Below are 19509 nucleotides of genomic sequence, written 5' to 3' on the forward strand. Positions count from 1 at the left end.
ACATATTGGAACAGCTTAATCAGAGTCTGTCTGTCTGTCTGTCTGTCTGTCTGTCTGTCTGTCTGTCTGTCTGTCTGTCAAGATACTGTTGCCAGACTCAGCAAATGTCAAGAGCTGGTCGCGATAAAATTCATACTGCTTTTGACGTGCCTCGATTTCAGCGGGCAAACCGATATTTAAGTCAGTACAAATGGCTTCAAAGTTATCCAATACTTTAACCAACCGTTTTTGAACTTCAATATTAGGTAAGGGAATCTTGTACTGCAATACTTTTTGAAAATCTAAAGAATCCACCGTACCACCTTGTTTTTTTGTCTTTACAAGGATATCTTTTCCTTTTCCCTGTATTACATGAAAAGCATATCGAGGAATGACGTCTTCTTTAGGTACAAGAACTTTAATATCCTGATTAACTGTAGTTTCAAACGGAACAAAAGCGACAGGGAAAGTATGTTTTAATATACCAGAACGAGTAACGATAGCAATACTGTTTTTGGGGAATACTTTCATGGACGCTTCTACTACAGCTTTTTCCGTGATATGGTTTTGTGTATCTATAAGAGTAGACACTTTCATATCTTTAGAGGAAATCCACGGAATCTTTCCATCGTTCCAATATTTGCTTTCTGCCATTGACGGTGTTTTACCACCAGACCAGGTGCCTAATTCGGCCAAAGTTTCAATTTTGACATCATGGCGACTAATGTTATCAAAAATGTTTTCCCTATAGTATTCATACTGCTTCTTCCGATCTGTAAGTTCTGCTGTAAGTTCTGCTGTAAGTTCTGCTGTAAGTTCTGTGAAATTGTCCAAAATACGGACTATTTCACGTTGTACCTCCAGAGGAGGTACAGGAACTACAACATTATTTAACCGGCTAGGAGTTACTTCAATAACCTTTGTACCATGAGCCAGTTTTAATTTTTGTGTATAAAAATGGCTAGATTGCAAATAATAAGTCAAATATTTAGGATTCAGCATACTATGGATAATAGCTGTATGTCCACTAACAGCAATTTCATCTTCGCCAAGCCATGCTACACATTTACATACATCTTCAACATTTTCACTAGTAACGGCCATGATGATATCACCATGCTTGGCTTTCTTTTGATTTTCCGTTTTTTCATTGTCAATATAAGTCAAAGGAGCATACACAAACAATCCCAATTTCGTATAAATCTGTCCATAATGGATACAAGGAAATCCTTTCTCCCTAAAATCCTTTTTCTGAAAATTCCCGCCTCGTGAAATCTCAGCTACATCACCTAACTTCTTATATTCCACGCCATCCGGGCAGAGTTCCTGAATCAATTCTTCTAATCTACTCATCCACTTTGCCCCCTTCGATTTCTGCTATGATCTTGTCGATTTCATCGCGAAGTACTTGTTCACGGGCCACAATATCCTTGATTTCCGCATTGAGCTTGACAATATCTATCTTTTCCCGTTTATCTTCCTGTTCAACATAGGTACTGACAGAAAGATTGTAATTTTCGTCTTTGACCTCATCGTAGGAAACGAGGCGGCTGAAATACGGCTCATCGTCACGCTTGGTAAAAGTATTTACAATGTGGTCTATGTTTTCTGCCGTCAATTTATTGTTATTCGTAACCTTAATACATTCATTGGTCGCATCAATGAAAAGGATTTTGTTATCATTTTTTCCTTTCTTCATGACCATGATACAAGTTGCAATGGACGTACCATAGAATAAATTACTTGGCAGCTGAATAATACAATCTACGAAGTTATTGTCGACGAGATATTTCCGGATTTTCTGTTCAGCCCCACCGCGATACATGATACCAGGAAAGCAGACGATAGCTGCCGTACCATTCGGTGCCAGCCAGGACAGGGAGTGCATGATAAAGGCCATATCCGCCTTGCTTTTCGGAGCCAGCACGCCGGCCGGCGAAAAACGGGGATCATTGATGAGCAAGGGATTATTGTCCCCTGCCCACTTTATGGAATAAGGCGGATTGGATACAATCAGTTCAAACGGTTCATCGTCCCAGTGTTGCGGATTAATCAGCGTATCTTCACAGGCAATATCGAATTTATCAAAGCCGATATCGTGAAGGAACATATTGATACGACAAAGGTTGTACGTTGTGATGTTAATTTCCTGGCCAAAAAAGCCATTCACTACACCGTCTTTTCCCAGAATCTGGACCGCTTTTAAAAGCAGGCTTCCGCTTCCACACGCCGGGTCATACACCTTATTGACCTTTGTCTTACCTACAGTTCCTAGCCGCGTAAGTAAGACTGAAACGTCCGCTGGCGTAAAGAACTCGCCGCCTGATTTCCCCGCATTAGAAGCATACATACTCATCAAATATTCATAAGCATCGCCAAAGGCATCAATATCATGGTCTTGTACACTGCCCAGCTTCATCAAAGATATCCCGGTTAATAACTTACTCAGTCTTTCATTGCGCTTGGCAACCGTAGCCCCCAGCTTATTGCTATTGACATCAAAGTCATCGAAAAGGCCTTCAAAATCACTTTCGGCATCACTGCCCTTAGCCGATTCCTCGATATGACGGAAGACCTGTTCCAGTGTTTCGTTCAGATTTTCGTCATTTTCAGCTCTGGCCGTAACATTGGCAAAAAGCTCGCTCGGCAAAATAAAGAAGCCCTTCTCCTGTACGAGCCCTTCCCGTGCTTCTTCTGCCGCTTCATCGGACATGGAAGCGTAATCAAAATCGCTATCTCCCGCTTCTCGTTCCCCTTGATTAATATAGTTCGTCAGATTTTCTGAGATATAGCGATAAAACATAGCTCCCAATACGTAATTTTTGAAATCCCATCCGTCTACAGCGCCCCGGAGGTCATCAGCTATCGCCCATATAGCGCGATGTAATTCCTCACGTTCCTTTTCCTTCTTATTATCTATTCCCATTCGTAGTGCCTCCACTTTCATTTATTTATCTTCATTTGCGTTATATATATTCCTCTTTATCATACCATAAAACGAAGAATACATCGAATAAATGTTAGAGCCTCTGGATAATACAATAGCAAAAAAGTACTGCCGCACAAAGCCTAAGCTCTGTGCGGCAGCACTTTTTCTCTATTCCAGCAAACATCGCAATACATTCAGTCCCCGCTTGATGATGAGGCGGACTTTGCTTTTTTCGATGCCATATTTTTTCGAAATGTAATCGTAAGTCTGATTATGTATGTAATGCGCGACGATGAGCGTCCGCTGCGTTTCGTTCTGTTTGTTGAGGGCTTTCCACACCTGCTCTTTTTTCTCTCTTTTTAGCAGACAGTGTTCCGGTGTTGCTTCTTCCGGCGCAGCCCAATTATAGGGAAAATCGGTGACGATATCCGATTCGATGATGTTTTTCTGTACGCGTTTCCAATAACATTGTTTCCGATAGCTTTCATATTCAAAAGCGTTGTGTACAGCTGCCAAGATTTTGCGCTGTATATTGTCACGTAATCCTCTCCTTCTTACCTTAAAATCAAATTAAGACCTCTTTTCTGTATTCATCTTAGCAAATTTTAATCTTTGAAAAAACGAGAAAATACCCTGGGCCGATAGGCGGCCCAAGGCATCTCTATTCGGTTACGCTTATTCGAGCGTTTCGACTTTACGGGTTACGATCTGGCTCGACTTGAGACCGGTCAGGTTGCCGCCTTCGGTCGTCGCAAAGATTTTGCTGTCGACGATGGTCTGTGCAGCCGTATCGACGGTTTCTTTCGTCAGGTCAGATTTCGGATTGGAAATAGAGTAGCTGACAGTTTTACTGGCGCCGTCCATAAATGTAAGCTGTAACGTTTTCGTTTCCGATTTGATGGCCATAGTAGTTCCTCCTTTCTTTGGTATTGTGAGAAGTTAACCTCTCCTACGCCGTGATTTCGTTTTCCACAACTTCATGGATGCCCGTGATGGGGTCTTCATAAAGCGTGCCGATAGCGTTGACGGCGGTGACGACGTTCGCCGGTTCGACACCGGTGACGAGGTTGCGCATCTGTACGGACTTTTCGCACAGATTGTCATTTTCGTCGTTGTAGCTGATGACCAGCTTCAGTTTGCTGGAAACGGCTTTACGTTCTGCTGCCATGTTCATTCCTCCTTTCTTTTTGTATGTGAAGAGCCTTCGTGGCTCATAGGGGCAAGGCCCCGCCGGTCGCAGGTCGCAGGTCGCAGGCCACTTCGGAAAAAGCCGTGGCTCGTAGTTCGTGGTTCGTTACTCATAAAAAACCATCATTATACCAGAACGGGCTGTGATGGAATCTCGCTGCGGGCCGCACAAGGCTCCCTTTATAGGGGAGCTGGCCGCCAAAGGCGGTCTGAGAGGTTAAAGGACGGCCCCTCGTATCTTTCAGCCGATTGATATGGCGCTGGGGCACAGTCTGTGCCGGTCCGGCCTGAAAGGCCTGAGGACGGCAGTTCTCGCGGACGATGGCATACCATTCTTCCATGACTTCGGCAATGGACGGCTCGAACTTACATCGTTTTAGCAAGCGATGCAAAAGAGATTCCGCTTGCGGTGCCGTCATCGTTTCGGGCAGCATTTCTTCGAGCATCTTCAGCTTGTAATCGTTGCAGCTTCTCTCTCCGGGCTTCATGTAACACCGCATCAAGGTGCTCGTAATATTCTCTCTGGTTACGTGCATAAGCGTCCTCCTTCTTCATAGGACGGCCGTTGCTGTTCTTCAAGATGGCCTGGATGTACTTGATATTGTTGACCCCGTTTTCATGAGCCAGTTCGATGGCAATGCAAGTCGCTTCACTGCCCCACAATTTCTCTAAATCAATGAGCTGTTGGGCGAACTCGCCCTGCATGGGACCAAATAGTTTTTGATATTTCTGGACCGACGCGTAGTCCCGCATGACTTTCGGCGTCGTCACGGGCTCGCCGTCATAGGCCGGCGCTTCTTCTGCCGTCACGGGCATCTCATCAGAGGCTGCCGTTTCCGTCACGACAGGCGCCGCATCCATTGATTTATCTTCCGACTGAGATTGGCGCTGCCTCTCGCGGTAGCGCTGTACCCGTTCGCGCGTCTGTTCCCGTTTTTTTTCATCACGTTGGAAGTCCTGCAGCTCATCCCAAATAGCAATGTGGATGAGTCCGCTTGCATCTCGTTCGATAAGTTCCACTTTTTCCAACAGGGCCAGCCCTTTTTCAATAAAAGGCCGGCGTCGGTGCAGGCACTTGGCAATGAGCTGTGTCGTCGTGGCTTCCCGGCCCGATACGTAGACAAAGCCGTTGTCGTTAACCGTTCCGGCCATGTCCTTCAGGAAAAACCATAACACGATATACGAATCGCCGTTCGCCTGATTCATCAGATATAAAATACGAGGATCCGAAAACAGTCCTGTCCTGGTTTTCAGCCATTGCAGCTTCTTCATTGCACACACCTCATTTCCGTTTGGCTCTTCCGGCCTTCTATCTATATAAGAGAAAAAATCCACCCGCTGCGGACATTCTCTCTATATTTTTTAGTCTCCTCTTCTTTCCTTTTCTCCTCTTCTCTTTTCTTTATAGGTAACGCGTTACAGAAGTACGGGAAGCAGCAAAAAAAAGGCTTGTCGCATGACGACAAGCCCTTTTTTGAGTGTTAAGTTTTCAGTTTGTAGTTTTTAGTGATGACTTTAAATTTTTAGACCAACCATTAATGCGTCCGCGACAACAAGGCTACGTTCTCGACGTGATGGGTACGCGGGAACATGTCTACGGGCTGTACTTTGGTGGTGTGGTAGCCGTGCTGGTCGAGGTAGGCCAGGTCGCGGGCCAGGGTGGCCGGGTTACAGGAGACGTAGACGACGCGTTTCGGTTTGCTCTGGGCGATGGCTTTGAGGACCGGTTCGCCGCAGCCGGCCCGGGGCGGGTCGAGGACGATGACGTCAGGACGGACGCCATCCCGGATGAGTTCCGGCAGTTTATAGATGGCATCGCCTAAGATGAACTGGGCATTGCTGACGTGGTTGTCCTTGGCATTGCGGACGGCGTCGCGGATGGCCGGGGCGACGATTTCGATGCCATAGACCTGCTTGGCTTTCTGGGCCAGGAACAAGGTAATCGTCCCGGTGCCGCAGTAGACGTCGGCGACGGTTTCGCCGCCTTTGAGGTCGGCAAAATCGAGGGCCGTTTCATAGAGGCGCTGGGCCTGTTCGCTGTTGACCTGGAAGAAGGACTGGGCCGAAATGTGGAAGGTCAAGGGGCCGATGGAATCGTGAATGGTCCCCTTGCCGTAAACGGTCTTGGTCTTGGGTCCTAAGATGACGTTGGTATGGCGCTTATTGACGTTCTGGACGACGCTGGTCAGGCCGGGGATGTCGCGGCGCAGGCGCTGGACCAAATCTTTCATATGCGGCACCATGTCGCAGGCCGTGACCAGACAGACCATGATTTCACCCGTATGGACGCCGACGCGGCCCATGATGTGGCGGACAATGCCCGTCCGGGCGTCTTCGTCATAGGCGGGAATCTTGAAGTCCTTCATCCACTGGCGGACGACGGCAACGATGGCGTTGTTCCCTTCTTTTTGGATGGCACAGTCCGTCACGTTGATGACTTCATGCGTGGCAGCGGCAAAACAGCCGATGGCCACTTTCCCTTTCCCCGCAGCCGCTACGGGGAACTGCATCTTATTGCGGTAATGCCAAGGGGTCTTGGCTCCCAGCGTCGGCAGAACATCGATTCCCTGCAGATGGCCGATGCGTTCCAGCGCATCCCGGACCTGCTGGCGTTTTTCCTTCAATTCGCCTTCATAGCTCAGGTGCTGGAGCTGACAGCCGCCGCAGCGGTCATAGACGGGACACTGGGGCTGAATCCGGTCCGGTGAAGGCTTCAAGACTTCGACCAGGGCTGCCGCAGCATAGTTCTTTTTGACCAGGGTAATCCGGGCCCGGACCTGTTCGCCGGGCAGGGCGAAGGGCACGAAGACCGTAAAGCCTTCATAGCGCCCGACGCCTTCGCCGCTGGTGCCCAGGCGGACGATGGATATATCATAGGTTTTCCCCTTCTGGACGGGGATTTGCCGTGTTTCTTTCATGAGGTTCCTTTCTATTTAGACGATGATTTCACTGATGACCGGTTCCTGGACGGGAGCCTGTTCTGGCGTGACGATGATGTGGTCGGCGACCTGCTGGGCCAGGGCCATCATATCGGCCTCTTTTTTGCCGTATAAGGTAAACAGGGCTTCGCCGGGACGGACCGGGTCATAGAGCTCTTTGAACAGGCGGATGCCGACCATGGGGTCGATGGCATCTTCCTTGCGGGCCCGGCCGGCTCCCATAGCCATGGCGATTTCGCCAAGGGCCCGGCCATCGATGCGGGTAATATAGCCTTCATCGGTGCAGACCGCCGTAAAGACCTGCGCTGCCTTGGTGAGAGGCCGCTTGCCAATCCACGAGGTACTGCCGCCCTGGGCTTTGACGAATTCCCGGAACTTGGCCAGGCCCTTGCCAGAAGCGACGAGGTCGCGGATCATGGCTCTCCCCTGCCCTTCGTCCTGGGCTTTGCCGCCGACGATGAGCATCTGGGCGCCGATGGCTTCGACGACTTCCATGAGCCGCCGTCCGCCTTTGCCCGATAAAGCTTCCACCGCTTCATCGACTTCCAGGCAGTTGCCGATTGCCGTCCCCAGCGGCGCTTCCATGGACGTGACGACGGCCCGCGTCGGACGGCCGGCCAGATTGCCGATACCGACCATCGTCTTGGCCAGTTCCCGGGCTCTCTCTTTGGTCTTCATGAAGGCGCCGTCGCCATACTTGACATCGAGGACGATGGCATCGGCGCCGGAGGCGATTTTCTTGCTCATAATCGAGCTGGCAATGAGGGGGATGCTTTCTACTGTCGCCGTGGCATCGCGCAGGGCGTAGAGCAGTTTATCGGCCGGGGCGATTTCACCGGACTGGGTGATGAGGGACAAGCCGATACGGCGCACTTGTTCCAAAAACTGCTGTTCCGGCAGGACGACGTGAAAGCCGGGGATGGATTCCAATTTATCGGCGGTGCCGCCGGTGAATCCCAGGCCGCGGCCGCTCATCTTGGCGACGGGGACCCCGGCCGCAGCGACTAAGGGGGCGACGATGAGCGTCGTCGTGTCGGCAATGCCGCCGGTACTGTGCTTGTCGACTTTGATGCCCGGTATGGAGGACAAATCGACCATATCGCCGGAATGTGCCATGGCCAGCGTCAGTTCTTTCGTTTCTTCATAAGTCATGCCCTGGAAATAGACGGCCATGAGCCAGGCCGCTGCCTGGTAGTCAGCGATACGCCCGGCCGTATAGTCCTCGATGAAGCGTGTGATTTCCGCTTTCGTCAGGACTTTGCCGTCCCGTTTATGTTCGATGCAGTCGATAGGCCACATAGGATCACCTCAGTTCCGATAAAAAGCTGGTGCCGAATTCAAGACCGGTCAGGCCGAAATTATCCATGATGGTCTTTCCCAGGTCAGCATAGGTCTGGCGGATGCCCAGGTCCACCGAAGTGTTCAAGGCCGGGCTGTAGAGCAGGAGCGGCACCCGTTCGCGCGTGTGGTCCGTGCCGTGCCAGGTCGGGTCGTTGCCGTGGTCCGACGTGATGACCAGCAGTTCGTCATCCTGGATTTCCGTCAAAAGCTGGCCCAATTCCTGGTCGAAAGCTTCCAGGCAATCGGCATAGCCTTTGACGTTGCGGCGGTGGCCGTACATGCTGTCGAAGTCGACGAAGTTGGCCATGAGCAGGCCCTTATCCTTGCGATGGGCTGCCAGCTGGGCCCGCAGGGTTTCCATGTCTTCGTGGTTGTTGGCCGTATGATACGATTCGGTCAGGCCGATATGGGCGTAGATATCGCCGATTTTGCCGACACCGACGACAGCATAGCCTGCTTCGGACAAATAGGAAAAGACCATCTTCCGCTTAGGCATACGGCTGTAGTCGCGGCGGTCTCCAGTGCGGACGAAGTGTCCCTGGGTCCCGATAAACGGGCGGGCAATGATGCGGCCTACTTCATAGGGGCCGACGCAGACTTCGCGGCGTGTAATGTCGCAGATACGATACAATTCTTCCAAGGGAATGACATCGTTATGGGCGGCAATCTGGAAGACACTGTCTGCCGACGTGTAGACGATAGGCAGGCCGGTGCGGAAATGGTCCGGCCCCAGTCGTTCGATGATTTCCGTGCCCGAGGCGATTTCATTGCCGATATAGCCGTAGCCCGTCTTTTCCGTAAAGGTCTTCAAGAGGTCCGGCGGGAAGGCATTAGGGAAGGTCGGGAAAGGATTTTCTACGGGATTACCCATAAATTCCCAATGGCCGCTGGTCGTATCCTTACCGGCCGAGATTTCCTGCATGAGGCCGTACGAACCGACGACGTCCGCCGGTTCCGCATGGATATGGGCGACGCGGCCCAGGCCCAGGCGGCGCAGGTTGGGCACCTTCAAAGGCACGTTGGCGTCGATATGGCCATACGTATCGGCCCCTTTGTCGCCAAACTTTTCGGCATCCGGAGCATCGCCGGCGCCGACGCTGTCCGTCACGATAACGATGATACGATTGAATTTCATAAGAATCCCTCCTTATAATCCCGGTAAATACTTGCGGGCTTTTTCAAAGGCTGCGATGGTCTTGGCATCGGTAATTTCGTTCTTATCGATGAGGTCTTCCATTTCCTTGGGCGTATAGTATTCGATGTTCATGAATTCGTCATCATCGAGGTGCTGTTTCCCTTTCTGGAGACCCCGTGCCAGGTAGAGGTAAATCCGTTCACTGCAGAATCCCGGCGACGTATAGGTATAGCCCAAGGGCAGGATTTCCGAAGCCGTGACGCCGGCTTCTTCTTCCAGTTCCCGGGCTGCGCAGTAATCGGGCGATTCGCCGTCGTGTTCGATTTTTCCGGCCGGTACTTCCAACATGGCCTGGGCAGCGGCATAGCGGTACTGGCGGACGAGGATAATCTTGCCGTCATTCGTCAGCGGCAGGATAGCGCAGGCCCCGAAATGCCAGACGGCTTCGCGCGTTGCCTTCTTCTTTTCACCGCCCTGCCCGTCATCAATCGAAACGGTATCGACCGTAACGTGCAGGACCCGTCCCTTCATTATTTCCTTACGAGAAACCAGTGTTTCCTTGCTAATACTCACTTGATTCATCATCCTTTCGAAAAAAAGGCTCCCCTAATAGGGGAGCTGGCAGCCGCAGGCTGGCTGAGAGGTTGTTTTTTCAGTGCAACCCTTCCGGCCCGTTGGGCCACCTCCCCTATCAGGGGAGGCAAAACCCTCCAGATAGGTATATTATCTCATTTTCACTTTTTTACTTTCCCGTGCTGCCGATGCCGCCAGTGCGGATACCGCTGGCAGCGTCGTCGTTGACAGTCAGGTACTTCATGAAGATTCCCTGACCGATGCGTTCTCCCTTTTCCAGGGTATAGGCCTGATCATTCGTATTATAATAGGCAATCATGATATGCCCTTCATTGTCGGCATTGTTATAGTAGTCGCTGTCGACGATGCCCGTGCTGTTGGCCAGCATAAGGCCCTTTTTGAAAGCCAGGCTGGAGCGGATGAAAATGGAAAGGTATTCATCTTCTTCCATAAAGGCTTTCAAGCCTGTCGGAACGACGGTGACAGCATGCGGCGCCAGGACCGTCGTTTCTGCAGCTTCCAGGTCATAGCCGGCACTCTTGGCCGTCTTGCGGACGGGAAGGTGGATGCCGCAGCCTTCATAAGCCGTGACGATTTCAAATCCTCTGCCTGCCATAATCCCTACCGTTTCTGGCGGTCGTGGTTGTTATGACCGCCGCGGGGACCCCGGCTGCGATGGGACGGACCTTCGTCGCCGCCGCCCAACAGGGCTTTGCGGGACAAGTTGACACGGCCCTGGCTGTCGATTTCGACGCATTTGACCATGATTTCATCGCCAACGTGGACGACGTCTTCGACTTTTTCAACTCGTTCCTTAGCCAGCTGGGAAATATGGACCAGGCCTTCTTTGCCCGGCAGGACTTCGACGAAAGCCCCGAAGTTCATGATACGCGTAACTTTGCCGACATAGGTCTTGCCGACTTCGACGTCTTCAGTCAGTTTTTCAATCCATTCTTTGGCTTTCTGGCCGCTTTCGCCGTCGACAGCCGCGATGTATACCAGGCCCGAATCGTCGATATCGATTTTAGCGCCTGTTTCTTCGGTGATCTGCTTGATCATCTTGCCGCCCGGCCCGATGACGTCGCGGATCTTATCGGGTTTGATGTGCATGGAAATGATGCGCGGTGCGTACGGAGAGAGCTCCTTTCGCGGTTCACTGATGACCTGCATCATCTTGCTCATGATATGCATACGGCCTTCATGAGCCTGTTTCAAAGCCTGAGCCAGGATTTCACGGCTGAGGCCTTTGATTTTAATATCCATCTGGATAGCCGTGACACCTTTCATGGTACCGGCCACTTTGAAGTCCATGTCGCCCAAAGCGTCTTCCATGCCCTGGATATCGGTCAGGATTGTGAAGTCGTCGCCTTTGGTGACCAGACCCATAGCGACACCGGCAACGGGCGCCTTAATGGGCACGCCGGCATCCATGAGGGCCAGGGTGCTGCCGCAGACACTGCCCATGGAGCTGGAACCGTTCGATTCGAGGACTTCCGATACGACGCGGATGGCATACGGGAATTCTTCTTCGCTCGGCATAACCTGAGTCAATGCGCGTTCTGCCAGTTTGCCGTGACCGATTTCACGACGGCCGGGACCGCGGGACGATTTCGTTTCGCCGACGCAGAAGGACGGGAAATTGTAATGGTGCATGTAGCGGCGGTCCGTTTCCAGACCAACGCCATCGATGTGCTGGCATTCCGACAGCGGAGCCAGGGTGCAGAAGCTCATGATCTGCGTCTGGCCGCGGGTGAAGAGGCCGGTGCCGTGCGTGCGGGCAAAGAGGCCAACTTCGCAGCTGACCGGGCGGACTTCGTCGACGCGGCGGCCGTCCGGACGGATTTTGTCGACGGCAATCATGTGGCGGACGATTTCCTTGATCATTTTCTGCGTAACTTCAGCGACATCATCGGCATTTTCCGGATAGATGTCGGCGAAGTGTTCATAAATATCGGCTTCGACAGCGTCCATTTTTTCTTCGCGTTCAACTTTATCGGCCGTGAAGATAGCCTTCTTCATGGCTTCTTCGCCATACGTGTGGACAGCTTCGACGATATCTGCCGGCGGTTCTTTTTCGACGAATTCCTGTTTCGGTACGGAAATCTTATCGAGGAAACCGAGCTGGAATTCAACGACCTTCTTGATTTCTTCATGGGCGAACATGATGGCATCGAGGACCTGTTCTTCCGGAACTTCATGAGCGCCGCCTTCAACCATGAGGATGGCGTCTCTCGTACCGGCGACGACGATATCCATATCACTCTGTTCGCTCTGGGCGACGGTCGGGTTGATGATGAACTGACCATCGACGCGGCCGACGCGGACACCGGCAATCGGGCCTGCGAAAGGAATGTGGGACATGCACAGGGATACAGAAGCGCCGATCATAGCGGCGATTTCCGGGGCGTTGTCATGGTCTACGCAGAAATCATAAGCCACGACGTGGACGTCATGACGGTATGTCTTCGGGAAGAGCGGACGGATCGGACGGTCGATGAGGCGGGCAAAAAGCGTAGCCGATTCAGGCGGTTTGCCTTCGCGTTTGATGAAGCCGCCGGGAATCTTGCCGACGGAGTACATCTTTTCTTCATAGTCGACGGTGAGCGGGAAAAAGTCAGCGTCTTCACGCGCTTCCTTCGAGCCCGTAGCCGTGACGAAAACGGCTGTGTCGCCATAACGGACCAATGCGGCACCGCTGGCCTGTTTAGCCAGTTTACCGACTTCAATCACCAGCGGGCGGCCGGCGAAATCCATTTGGAATTTCTGTTCTTCCATTGTTACCTCCTTGAATTCACAGGTGATAGGCACTAGTCCGGGAACATCGGCGATATACCCAGGCTACAACCTACCACCCTGTGTCCTGAAAAAAGAGGCTGATGCAGTCACATCAGCATCAGCCTCACAGTATGCGAGATTATTTACGCAAGTTCAATTTTTCGAGAATTGCACGATAACGATTGAGATCGTGTTTCTGCAAGTAACCGAGCAAGTTACGGCGCTGGCCGACGAGTTTCAACAGGCCGCGGCGGGATGCATGGTCCTTTTTGTGGCTGCGGAGATGTTCCGTCAAATAGATGATGCGGCTCGTAAGGAGCGCAATCTGTACTTCCGGAGAACCCGTATCGTTTTCATTGGCACCAAATTTAGCTACGATTGCTTTCTTTTCTTCTACGCTTAACATTGTATCTTTCCTCCATGTGTAAAAAATTAAATCTATTCGCAAAGTGCTAAGTGATCGTCGGAGTCATCGAGACACCGAGCACCCGTACGACATAGCTATTATACTATACCCGGCCAGTTGTGTAAAGGGGATTTTCGTGGTTCGTGGTTCGTGGTTCGTGGCTAGGGACTGTCGCACGTGAGTTGATATTTTTAATCCTATACGACCTACGATTAACGACCTACAATCAACGTAAAAAGAGGTTGTCTTCAAAGGCAGCCTCTTTTATGACCTTGTCAAAAAGGCCGCTTTCGCTTATACTATACTAAAAAGGTTGTATTTAACAAATTGTTAGAAATAAAGGAGCGTTATTTATGAAGAAATATGATGTCATTGTCATCGGTACGGGGGCTGCCAACATCGTGACCGATGCGGCCCTGGCCCAGGAGCTGCAGGTAGCCGTCATTGAACGCGGCCGTTTTGGCGGGACCTGCCTGAACCGCGGCTGCATCCCGACGAAGGTCATGGTCACGGCGGCCAACCGCATCCGCGAAATCCGCGAAGGGAGCCGTATCGGCGTCTTTGCCGACAAGGTCCGCCTGGACTGGGATATCTTATCGAAACGGCTGTGGGAAAAGGTCGATGAAAGCCCGGCTATCCAGCGCTATTACGACCAGTTCCCCAATGTCGACACCTTTAACGGCACGGCGTCTTTCGTCGATAACCACACTGTCGCCATCGCTCTGAACGACGGCAGCAGCCTCACCTTGACGGGCGATAAGATATTCGTCGCCACCGGCGGCCGGACGAATATCCCTTCCCTGCCGGGCCTGGAAGAAGCCGGCTATGTAACTTCGGAATCGTTCTTCGGCCCGTCGTACCCGAAAAAGCCCTACCAGAGCCTGATCATCATCGGCGGCGGCCCCATTGGCTGTGAATTCGCCCACGTCTTCGACGCTGCCGGCACCAAGGTCACCATAGTCCAGCACAATGTCCGCCTCCTGCCCAAGGAAGACCCGGCCGTATCGGCGTTCGTCCTTAAACAGTTCCAGCGCTACGGCATGGACATCCGCCTCAATAAAGACACGGTTTCGGTCACTCAGCGCGATGGCCTGAAGGTCCTCTCTTTCCGCGACCGCACGACCGGTGAAGAAGGCCAAGTAGCCGCCGAAGAAATCCTGGTCGCGCCGGGCATCCGTCCCATGACGGAACTGCTGCACCTGGAAAATACCGACGTCCGCCTGGACAAGCGCGGCTATATCGAAACGAATGAATTCCTGGAAACGACGGCTGAAAATATCTGGGCCCTGGGCGACGTCAACGGCCTGGCCCCCTTCCGCCACAAGGCCAATTATGAAGCGGAAATCCTGGCGCACAACCTCTTTTCCGGAAACGAACCGGAAACGTGGCGCTGGGCCGACTACGATACGGTGCCGGCCGTCACCTACACCTATCCCGAAGCGGCCCATGTCGGCCTGACGGAAGAACAGGCCCTGAAGAAAGGCTATGACGTCGAAACGGCCATCAACCATTATTCGGCGTCGGCCAAAGGTTATGCCATGGGCTATGAACCGGGCGATGAAGACGACGGCTTCGTCAAATTGGTCATCGACAAGAAGACCCATTTCATCCTCGGCGCCCACATCGTCGGCCCCGAAGCGTCCATCCTCATCCAGCCTTTCATCAATAACCTCATGAGCGGCACTCACGTCATCCACCCGGTCCACGAAGATATCGCATCGCCGACAGCGCAGGCCCTGCGGGCCAAACCGTTGACGCGGACCCTCAATCCCAAATCAGTCTACACCTTCAGCGAAACCATGACGCCCCACCCGTCCCTGTCGGAAGTCGTCATGTGGACGCGGTATTATTATGAAGGGAAATAGGAAAAAGCGGCTGTCCTTTGAAGACAGCCGCTTTTTAGTGGCTAGTGGCTAGTGGCTAGTGGTTAGTGGTTAGTGGTTCGTGGTTCGTGGTTCGTAGGGGCCGTCCCAAAGGGCGGCCCGCTTGTGGGAATCCCGTGGACCGCTTTCGTAGGGGCCGTCCTGTAAAGGCGGCCCGCTTGTGGGAATTCCGTGGCTCGTGGTTCGTGGTTAGCGGATGGGGTTTTATTTGTAGGGGCGACCACGTGCCTTTTCAGCCCGTCAGGTCATGACTGTAAGGAATGGCAGGACGGTTGCTGAAACGGACCGCAGTAGAGGGGGCGCCCGTTGGATATTGGGATGATTTCTCCAGCAGGCTGATTGGGAAAGCACACATATGCTGGAGCTGGCTTGCTGCAGCAAGCCCCTACCATTCCAGGGGTTAGCGGAGCTAGTTTTTAGTTGCTAAGGCGATGCGGACCAGGGTCAGCATAATCGGGACTTCGGTCAGGACGCCGACCGTCGTCGCCAGGGCGGCCGGGCTGGTGACGCCAAAGAGTGCAATGGCTACGGCAACGGCCAATTCAAAGAAGTTGGAAGCACCGATGAACCCAGCCGGTGCCGCAATGTCAAAGGGCAGTTTCAGCAGCCGGCAGGCTCCGTAGGCCAGGAAGAAGATGAAGAAGGTCTGCAAGGTAAGGGGAATCGCAATGAGAACGATGTGAAGCGGATTCGACAAGATGACCTGAGCCTGGGAGCTGAAAATAATGACCAGCGTCAGCAGTAGGCCCCACGTCGTCGCCGAGTCGAATTTGTGGACAAAGTGCTGTTCAAAATAATCGAGGCCTTTCCGTTTGATGACAGTCATCCGGGTCAGGATACCCCCTGCCAGGGGAATGACGACGAACAGGAAGATACTGACAAAGAGTACACTATAAGGCACCGTAACTTGTGAAACCCCTAAAAGGAACTTGACGATAGGTACGAAAGCGATGAGGATGATTAAATCATTCGTCGCGACCTGGACGACAGTATAGGCCGGATTCCCTTTGACCAGCGTACTCCAGACGAACACCATGGCCGTACAGGGAGCCGCCCCGAGCAGTACGGCGCCAGCCAGGTATTGCCGGGCCAGGTCCGCAGGAATCCAGGAATCAAAGAGGACGAAAAGGAAGAACCAGGCGATGGCGTACATGGTAAAAGGTTTGATGAGCCAGTTGGCAATCCAAGTGACGAACAAGCCTTTCGGCTGGCGTCCTACGGCTTTGATGCTCTGAAAGTCGACTTTCATCATCATCGGGTAAATCATGACCCAGATCAAAATAGCAATAGGGATAGAAATCCCCATGACCTGCAGGGTATCTAAAAAAGCTGGCACAGCCGGAAGGGCATACCCGATGGCTACGCCGACGACCATACATAACAGGACCCAAAGGGTCAGATAGCGCTGAAAAAAGCTGATGCCTGCGTGTGATTCATGTTCCATGATAACGCGCCTCCTATGAATAGATAGATTGAAATGTATAAATGTTTACTATCTGAAAAAGGGCTTGCTGCACGAGGACAAGCCCTTTTACTCCAAACGCTGAACTACAAACTACAATTCCCCCAGGACGTCGCCACGGACTTCGTCGGGGCGCCAGGCGATGAGGGCGGTGTGGCCCTGGGTGTGCTCGTCGACTTTGTTAATCCAGGCGATTTCGTGGGAAGCTTTGGCTTTTAGCAGCGGGCTCGTCGTCCGGGCCTGATAGAAGGACTTGTTGATGACCCACCATTTCGAGCGCAGCTTCGTCCGCTTCAGGTCCGCTTCCAGGCGCAGGGCTTCATAGACCGGCGTCGCTTCGGGCAGGGTGACGATGACGACTTCCGTTTCTTCCCCTTTCAGGCGCGGCAGCAAGTGCTGTACGGACAGCGGCGTCGAACCATGAGTCCGGCGGATTTCCCGGTCGTAGCTTTCGGTCGATTCCAGTAGCAGCAGCGTATGGCCTGTCGGCGCCGTATCGATGACGACGATCTGGTCATCGGCGTCTTCGACGATATCGGCAAAGGCATGGAAGACGGCGATTTCCTGGGTGCACGGCGAGCGCAGATCTTCTTCGATGTAGGCCAGGTCCGACGGGCCCAGGCCGTTGGCTCTGGCCTGATTCAAGACTTCATCCTGGTATTTTTTCAGTTCCTGTTTTTCGTCGATATGGCTCAGGGTCAGGTTATCGGTCTGACTGACGACGTACTGCAAGTGGGCTGCCGGGTCGGTCGTCGTCAAATGGACGCGATGACCGCGGCGGGCCAGCCCCATGGCGATGGCGGCAGCGACAGTCGTCTTGCCGACGCCGCCCTTGCCCATGGTGAAGATGACTTTACGCTGATGGGCTTCCAAGTCATCGATGACCGCCTGCAAAGGCTGGACCCGTTCCAGCGTCAGTGCCGTCACCGCTTCCTTCACTTCGCCTTTAAGCAGGGCCCGGACGTGGTCCAGGCCGGTGATGTTATACGTCCGCAAGGGAATCTGGAAGCGCGGCAGATTCGCGATGGCTTCGGGCATATCCTTCAGGGCAGCCTGCTGTTTTTCATATAAGGTCTGCGTCGCTTCGTCATCCCACGAGGCTAACAGGCCGTTGATGATGAGCTGCTGGTTGGCAATGCCCAGGGCGGCCAGTTCCTTCGAAGCCCGGGCCGCTTCTTTCAGCGGCAGGGCATCGGGACGGGCGACGAGGAGCATCGTCGTCTGATTCCCGTCAGCCAGGGTCTGGACGGCCTGTTTATACAGTTCTTTCCGCGATTCCAGTCCCGACAGCTGGCCCAGGCAGGATGCGCCGTGTTTGCTCTTCTGGATGAACTGGCTCCAGGCCGACGGCAGCTGCAGCATGCGCAGGGTATGGCCCGTCGGCGCCGTATCGAAGATGATATGGTCGTACTCGCGAGCGACGGTTTCATCGGTGAGAAAATTGGTGAATTCGTTGAAGGCGGCGATTTCCACGGTGCAGGAACCGGACAGCTGTTCTTCCATGTTGCGCAGGGCCGCTTCCGGCAGGAGGCCGCGATAAGGCCCGATGACGCTGTCCCGATATTCGGCCGCGGCCTGGACCGGGTCGAGGTTAGCTACGGCCAGGTTGGGAACGGCCGCAATAGGCGTGCTCTTGTTGGTCAGTTCCATGGAAAAGACGTCCTGCAGATTCGACGCCGGGTCGGTACTGATGAGCAGGACCTTTTGGCCGGCATCAGCCAGGGCGACGGCGGTGGCACAGGCGACGGACGTCTTGCCGACGCCGCCCTTGCCGGTCAGGAAGAGGTATTTCGTCTGGACGACGTGAAAGGGGTCGTAGAGGATCATTTACAGTCACCTCCGCAGCAGCACGACGAGCTTTCCGGTTCGGCCGGCGTGTCACCGCAGCAGCACGACGAGGCTTCGCTTTCAGCCGGTGCATCGCCACAGCAGCAGGACGCCGTTTCTTCGGCGTTGTCACCGCAGCAGCTGCTGTCTCCAGCGGGCTGGGCTTCTGCGAGAATGGCCGGGTCGAAGCCGATGAGGCTGGCAAATTCATCATTGGTCGGATAGCGGCCGGCAAACTGGACGGCGCCGTCGACGAGGATGAGGGGCAGGTCTTCGGGACCGTGATGCTGGAGAAAATCCGTAACGGCCTTGGTCTGGACGAATTTCAGCGGTGCACTAGTCAGGTTATAGCGGCCGACATCGATGCCGTGCTTTTTCAGCGTATCCAGGACCGTCGATATACGCAAGAGTTCCGGGTCGATAGAAGGACCGCAGAGACCGGTTGGGCAGCACATGGCCTGTTCAAAGATTTCCATATGTTTCATGATAAAAGACCTCCTAAAAAAATTCATATATTTACATTTATCAATGTATAAGCTGAAAAAACAGCCTGCCTTACTGGCAGCGGCAGGCTTCATCCTCTGCCGGCACTGCGCTGGGCTGGAATAAGTCGTGGACGGCCTGTTCCAGGACCTGAGCCTGGGTACGGTTGAGGGAATAATAGACCCACTTCCCTTCCTTGCGGCCCGTGACCAGCTGGGCATCGCAGAGGATCTTCATGTGGTGTGACAGCGTCGGCTGGGACAGATTCAGATGTTCCAGGAGCACGCAGGCACAGCGTTCCCCCTGCCGCAGGAGCGACAAGATGCGCAGACGCTTTTCATCGCCCAGGGCCTTGAATACGCGGACCGCTTCCCTTTCCTCCATCACGACGCCTCCTTTCATATTGAAGTTTATCAATCTATAGGTAGAGTATAGCAGACACATTGACGTTTGTCAATGTATCTGCTCGTGGCTAGCGGCTAGTGTATAGTCTCTTCCATATATACAACAATCGGTCATTTGCTTAAATCCGGGTACAAAGACACCAGTTTGACTCTGGCTTTTTCCTTGTTGAATAGCCAATGAATCG

General features: G+C 53.0%; 19 protein-coding genes. 1 reads left to right on the forward strand and 18 read right to left on the reverse strand.

What is annotated here, in order from left to right; genetic code table 11:
* Positions 1-15 precede the first annotated feature (15 nt).
* From ACE418_RS07765 to rpsO, 14 genes are all read right to left on the reverse strand, one after another.
* Positions 16-1332 (reverse strand): restriction endonuclease subunit S, encoded by a 1317-nt coding sequence (locus ACE418_RS07765; RefSeq protein WP_416450076.1) that lies wholly within the window; start codon positions 1330-1332, stop codon positions 16-18.
* Positions 1325-2926, reverse strand: coding sequence for a type I restriction-modification system subunit M (locus tag ACE418_RS07770; protein WP_416450077.1), 1602 nt, complete (start codon positions 2924-2926; stop codon positions 1325-1327). Before ACE418_RS07770 ends, ACE418_RS07765 begins: the two co-directional genes overlap by 8 nt.
* Positions 2927-3076: 150 nt before the next feature.
* Entirely contained in the window at positions 3077-3424 is a 348-nt protein-coding gene (locus ACE418_RS07775) for an RNA polymerase sigma factor (protein WP_416450078.1), read from the reverse strand.
* Between the two features lie 159 nt (positions 3425-3583).
* The gene (locus tag ACE418_RS07780) at positions 3584-3814 is read right to left on the reverse strand and encodes a DUF2922 domain-containing protein (RefSeq protein ID WP_416450079.1); all 231 of its coding nucleotides are present in this window, start codon (positions 3812-3814) and stop codon (positions 3584-3586) included.
* Positions 3815-3857: 43 nt separating this feature from the next.
* Positions 3858-4076, reverse strand: a complete 219-nt coding sequence (locus ACE418_RS07785) for a DUF1659 domain-containing protein (protein WP_292296835.1) — start codon at positions 4074-4076, stop codon at positions 3858-3860.
* 130 nt (positions 4077-4206) lie between these two features.
* Entirely contained in the window at positions 4207-4437 is a 231-nt protein-coding gene (locus ACE418_RS07790) for a hypothetical protein (RefSeq protein ID WP_416450080.1), read from the reverse strand.
* 25 nt (positions 4438-4462) lie between these two features.
* Positions 4463-5368, reverse strand: a complete 906-nt coding sequence (locus ACE418_RS07795) for a phage replisome organizer N-terminal domain-containing protein (protein WP_416450081.1) — start codon at positions 5366-5368, stop codon at positions 4463-4465.
* A gap of 263 nt (positions 5369-5631) precedes the next feature.
* The gene (gene rlmD, locus ACE418_RS07800) at positions 5632-7014 is read right to left on the reverse strand and encodes a 23S rRNA (uracil(1939)-C(5))-methyltransferase RlmD (RefSeq protein ID WP_416450082.1); all 1383 of its coding nucleotides are present in this window, start codon (positions 7012-7014) and stop codon (positions 5632-5634) included.
* A gap of 15 nt (positions 7015-7029) precedes the next feature.
* Complete coding sequence (locus ACE418_RS07805) at positions 7030-8334, reverse strand: thymidine phosphorylase (protein ID WP_416450083.1); 1305 nt, start codon at positions 8332-8334, stop codon at positions 7030-7032.
* Positions 8335-8338: 4 nt separating this feature from the next.
* Positions 8339-9511, reverse strand: coding sequence for a phosphopentomutase (locus tag ACE418_RS07810; RefSeq protein ID WP_416450084.1), 1173 nt, complete (start codon positions 9509-9511; stop codon positions 8339-8341).
* 12 nt (positions 9512-9523) lie between these two features.
* The gene (locus ACE418_RS07815; RefSeq protein ID WP_416450085.1) at positions 9524-10084 is read right to left on the reverse strand and encodes an NUDIX hydrolase; all 561 of its coding nucleotides are present in this window, start codon (positions 10082-10084) and stop codon (positions 9524-9526) included.
* A 169-nt stretch (positions 10085-10253) separates the two neighbouring features.
* Positions 10254-10700 (reverse strand): dCTP deaminase/dUTPase family protein, encoded by a 447-nt coding sequence (locus tag ACE418_RS07820; protein ID WP_416450086.1) that lies wholly within the window; start codon positions 10698-10700, stop codon positions 10254-10256.
* A 5-nt stretch (positions 10701-10705) separates the two neighbouring features.
* Positions 10706-12859 carry a polyribonucleotide nucleotidyltransferase gene (gene pnp, locus ACE418_RS07825; RefSeq protein WP_416450087.1) on the reverse strand — a complete coding sequence of 718 codons (2154 nt, stop codon included), beginning with the start codon at positions 12857-12859 and terminating at the stop codon, positions 10706-10708.
* Positions 12860-12998: 139 nt separating this feature from the next.
* The gene (gene rpsO, locus ACE418_RS07830; RefSeq protein WP_020310860.1) at positions 12999-13265 is read right to left on the reverse strand and encodes a 30S ribosomal protein S15; all 267 of its coding nucleotides are present in this window, start codon (positions 13263-13265) and stop codon (positions 12999-13001) included.
* 353 nt (positions 13266-13618) lie between these two features.
* Between rpsO and ACE418_RS07835 the strand changes: the two genes are divergently transcribed.
* Entirely contained in the window at positions 13619-15130 is a 1512-nt protein-coding gene (locus ACE418_RS07835; RefSeq protein WP_416450088.1) for a dihydrolipoyl dehydrogenase family protein, read from the forward strand.
* A gap of 427 nt (positions 15131-15557) precedes the next feature.
* On the opposite strand, the gene arsB is transcribed toward ACE418_RS07835, so the two are convergent.
* The 4 genes from arsB to ACE418_RS07855 form a co-directional block, all read right to left on the reverse strand.
* Positions 15558-16592 (reverse strand): ACR3 family arsenite efflux transporter, encoded by a 1035-nt coding sequence (gene arsB, locus ACE418_RS07840; protein ID WP_416450089.1) that lies wholly within the window; start codon positions 16590-16592, stop codon positions 15558-15560.
* A 111-nt stretch (positions 16593-16703) separates the two neighbouring features.
* Positions 16704-18437, reverse strand: coding sequence for an arsenical pump-driving ATPase (arsA, locus tag ACE418_RS07845; RefSeq protein WP_416450090.1), 1734 nt, complete (start codon positions 18435-18437; stop codon positions 16704-16706).
* Complete coding sequence (gene arsD / locus ACE418_RS07850) at positions 18434-18922, reverse strand: arsenite efflux transporter metallochaperone ArsD (RefSeq protein WP_416450091.1); 489 nt, start codon at positions 18920-18922, stop codon at positions 18434-18436. The genes arsA and arsD overlap by 4 nt, the downstream gene beginning before the upstream one ends.
* Before the next feature lie 70 nt (positions 18923-18992).
* Entirely contained in the window at positions 18993-19304 is a 312-nt protein-coding gene (locus ACE418_RS07855) for an ArsR/SmtB family transcription factor (protein WP_416450092.1), read from the reverse strand.
* Between the last annotated feature and the right edge of the window lie 205 nt (positions 19305-19509).

The organism is Megasphaera jansseni, assembly GCF_047974155.1.
In the GTDB taxonomy this organism is placed as follows: Bacteria; Bacillota; Negativicutes; order Veillonellales; family Megasphaeraceae; genus Megasphaera.

Coding starts and splice junctions, on each gene's coding strand:
- ACE418_RS07765 (WP_416450076.1), bottom strand. CDS start 1,332: ATGAGTAGATTAGAAGAATTGATTCAGGAACTCTGCCCGGATGGCGTG.
- ACE418_RS07770 (WP_416450077.1), bottom strand. CDS start 2,926: ATGAAAGTGGAGGCACTACGAATGGGAATAGATAATAAGAAGGAAAAG.
- ACE418_RS07780 (WP_416450079.1), bottom strand. CDS start 3,814: ATGGCCATCAAATCGGAAACGAAAACGTTACAGCTTACATTTATGGAC.
- ACE418_RS07785 (WP_292296835.1), bottom strand. CDS start 4,076: ATGGCAGCAGAACGTAAAGCCGTTTCCAGCAAACTGAAGCTGGTCATC.
- ACE418_RS07790 (WP_416450080.1), bottom strand. CDS start 4,437: ATGGAAGAATGGTATGCCATCGTCCGCGAGAACTGCCGTCCTCAGGCC.
- ACE418_RS07795 (WP_416450081.1), bottom strand. CDS start 5,368: ATGAAGAAGCTGCAATGGCTGAAAACCAGGACAGGACTGTTTTCGGAT.
- rlmD (WP_416450082.1), bottom strand. CDS start 7,014: ATGAAAGAAACACGGCAAATCCCCGTCCAGAAGGGGAAAACCTATGAT.
- ACE418_RS07805 (WP_416450083.1), bottom strand. CDS start 8,334: ATGTGGCCTATCGACTGCATCGAACATAAACGGGACGGCAAAGTCCTG.
- ACE418_RS07810 (WP_416450084.1), bottom strand. CDS start 9,511: ATGAAATTCAATCGTATCATCGTTATCGTGACGGACAGCGTCGGCGCC.
- ACE418_RS07820 (WP_416450086.1), bottom strand. CDS start 10,700: ATGGCAGGCAGAGGATTTGAAATCGTCACGGCTTATGAAGGCTGCGGC.
- pnp (WP_416450087.1), bottom strand. CDS start 12,859: ATGGAAGAACAGAAATTCCAAATGGATTTCGCCGGCCGCCCGCTGGTG.
- rpsO (WP_020310860.1), bottom strand. CDS start 13,265: ATGTTAAGCGTAGAAGAAAAGAAAGCAATCGTAGCTAAATTTGGTGCC.
- ACE418_RS07835 (WP_416450088.1), top strand. CDS start 13,619: ATGAAGAAATATGATGTCATTGTCATCGGTACGGGGGCTGCCAACATC.
- arsB (WP_416450089.1), bottom strand. CDS start 16,592: ATGGAACATGAATCACACGCAGGCATCAGCTTTTTTCAGCGCTATCTG.
- arsA (WP_416450090.1), bottom strand. CDS start 18,437: ATGATCCTCTACGACCCCTTTCACGTCGTCCAGACGAAATACCTCTTC.
- arsD (WP_416450091.1), bottom strand. CDS start 18,922: ATGAAACATATGGAAATCTTTGAACAGGCCATGTGCTGCCCAACCGGT.
- ACE418_RS07855 (WP_416450092.1), bottom strand. CDS start 19,304: ATGGAGGAAAGGGAAGCGGTCCGCGTATTCAAGGCCCTGGGCGATGAA.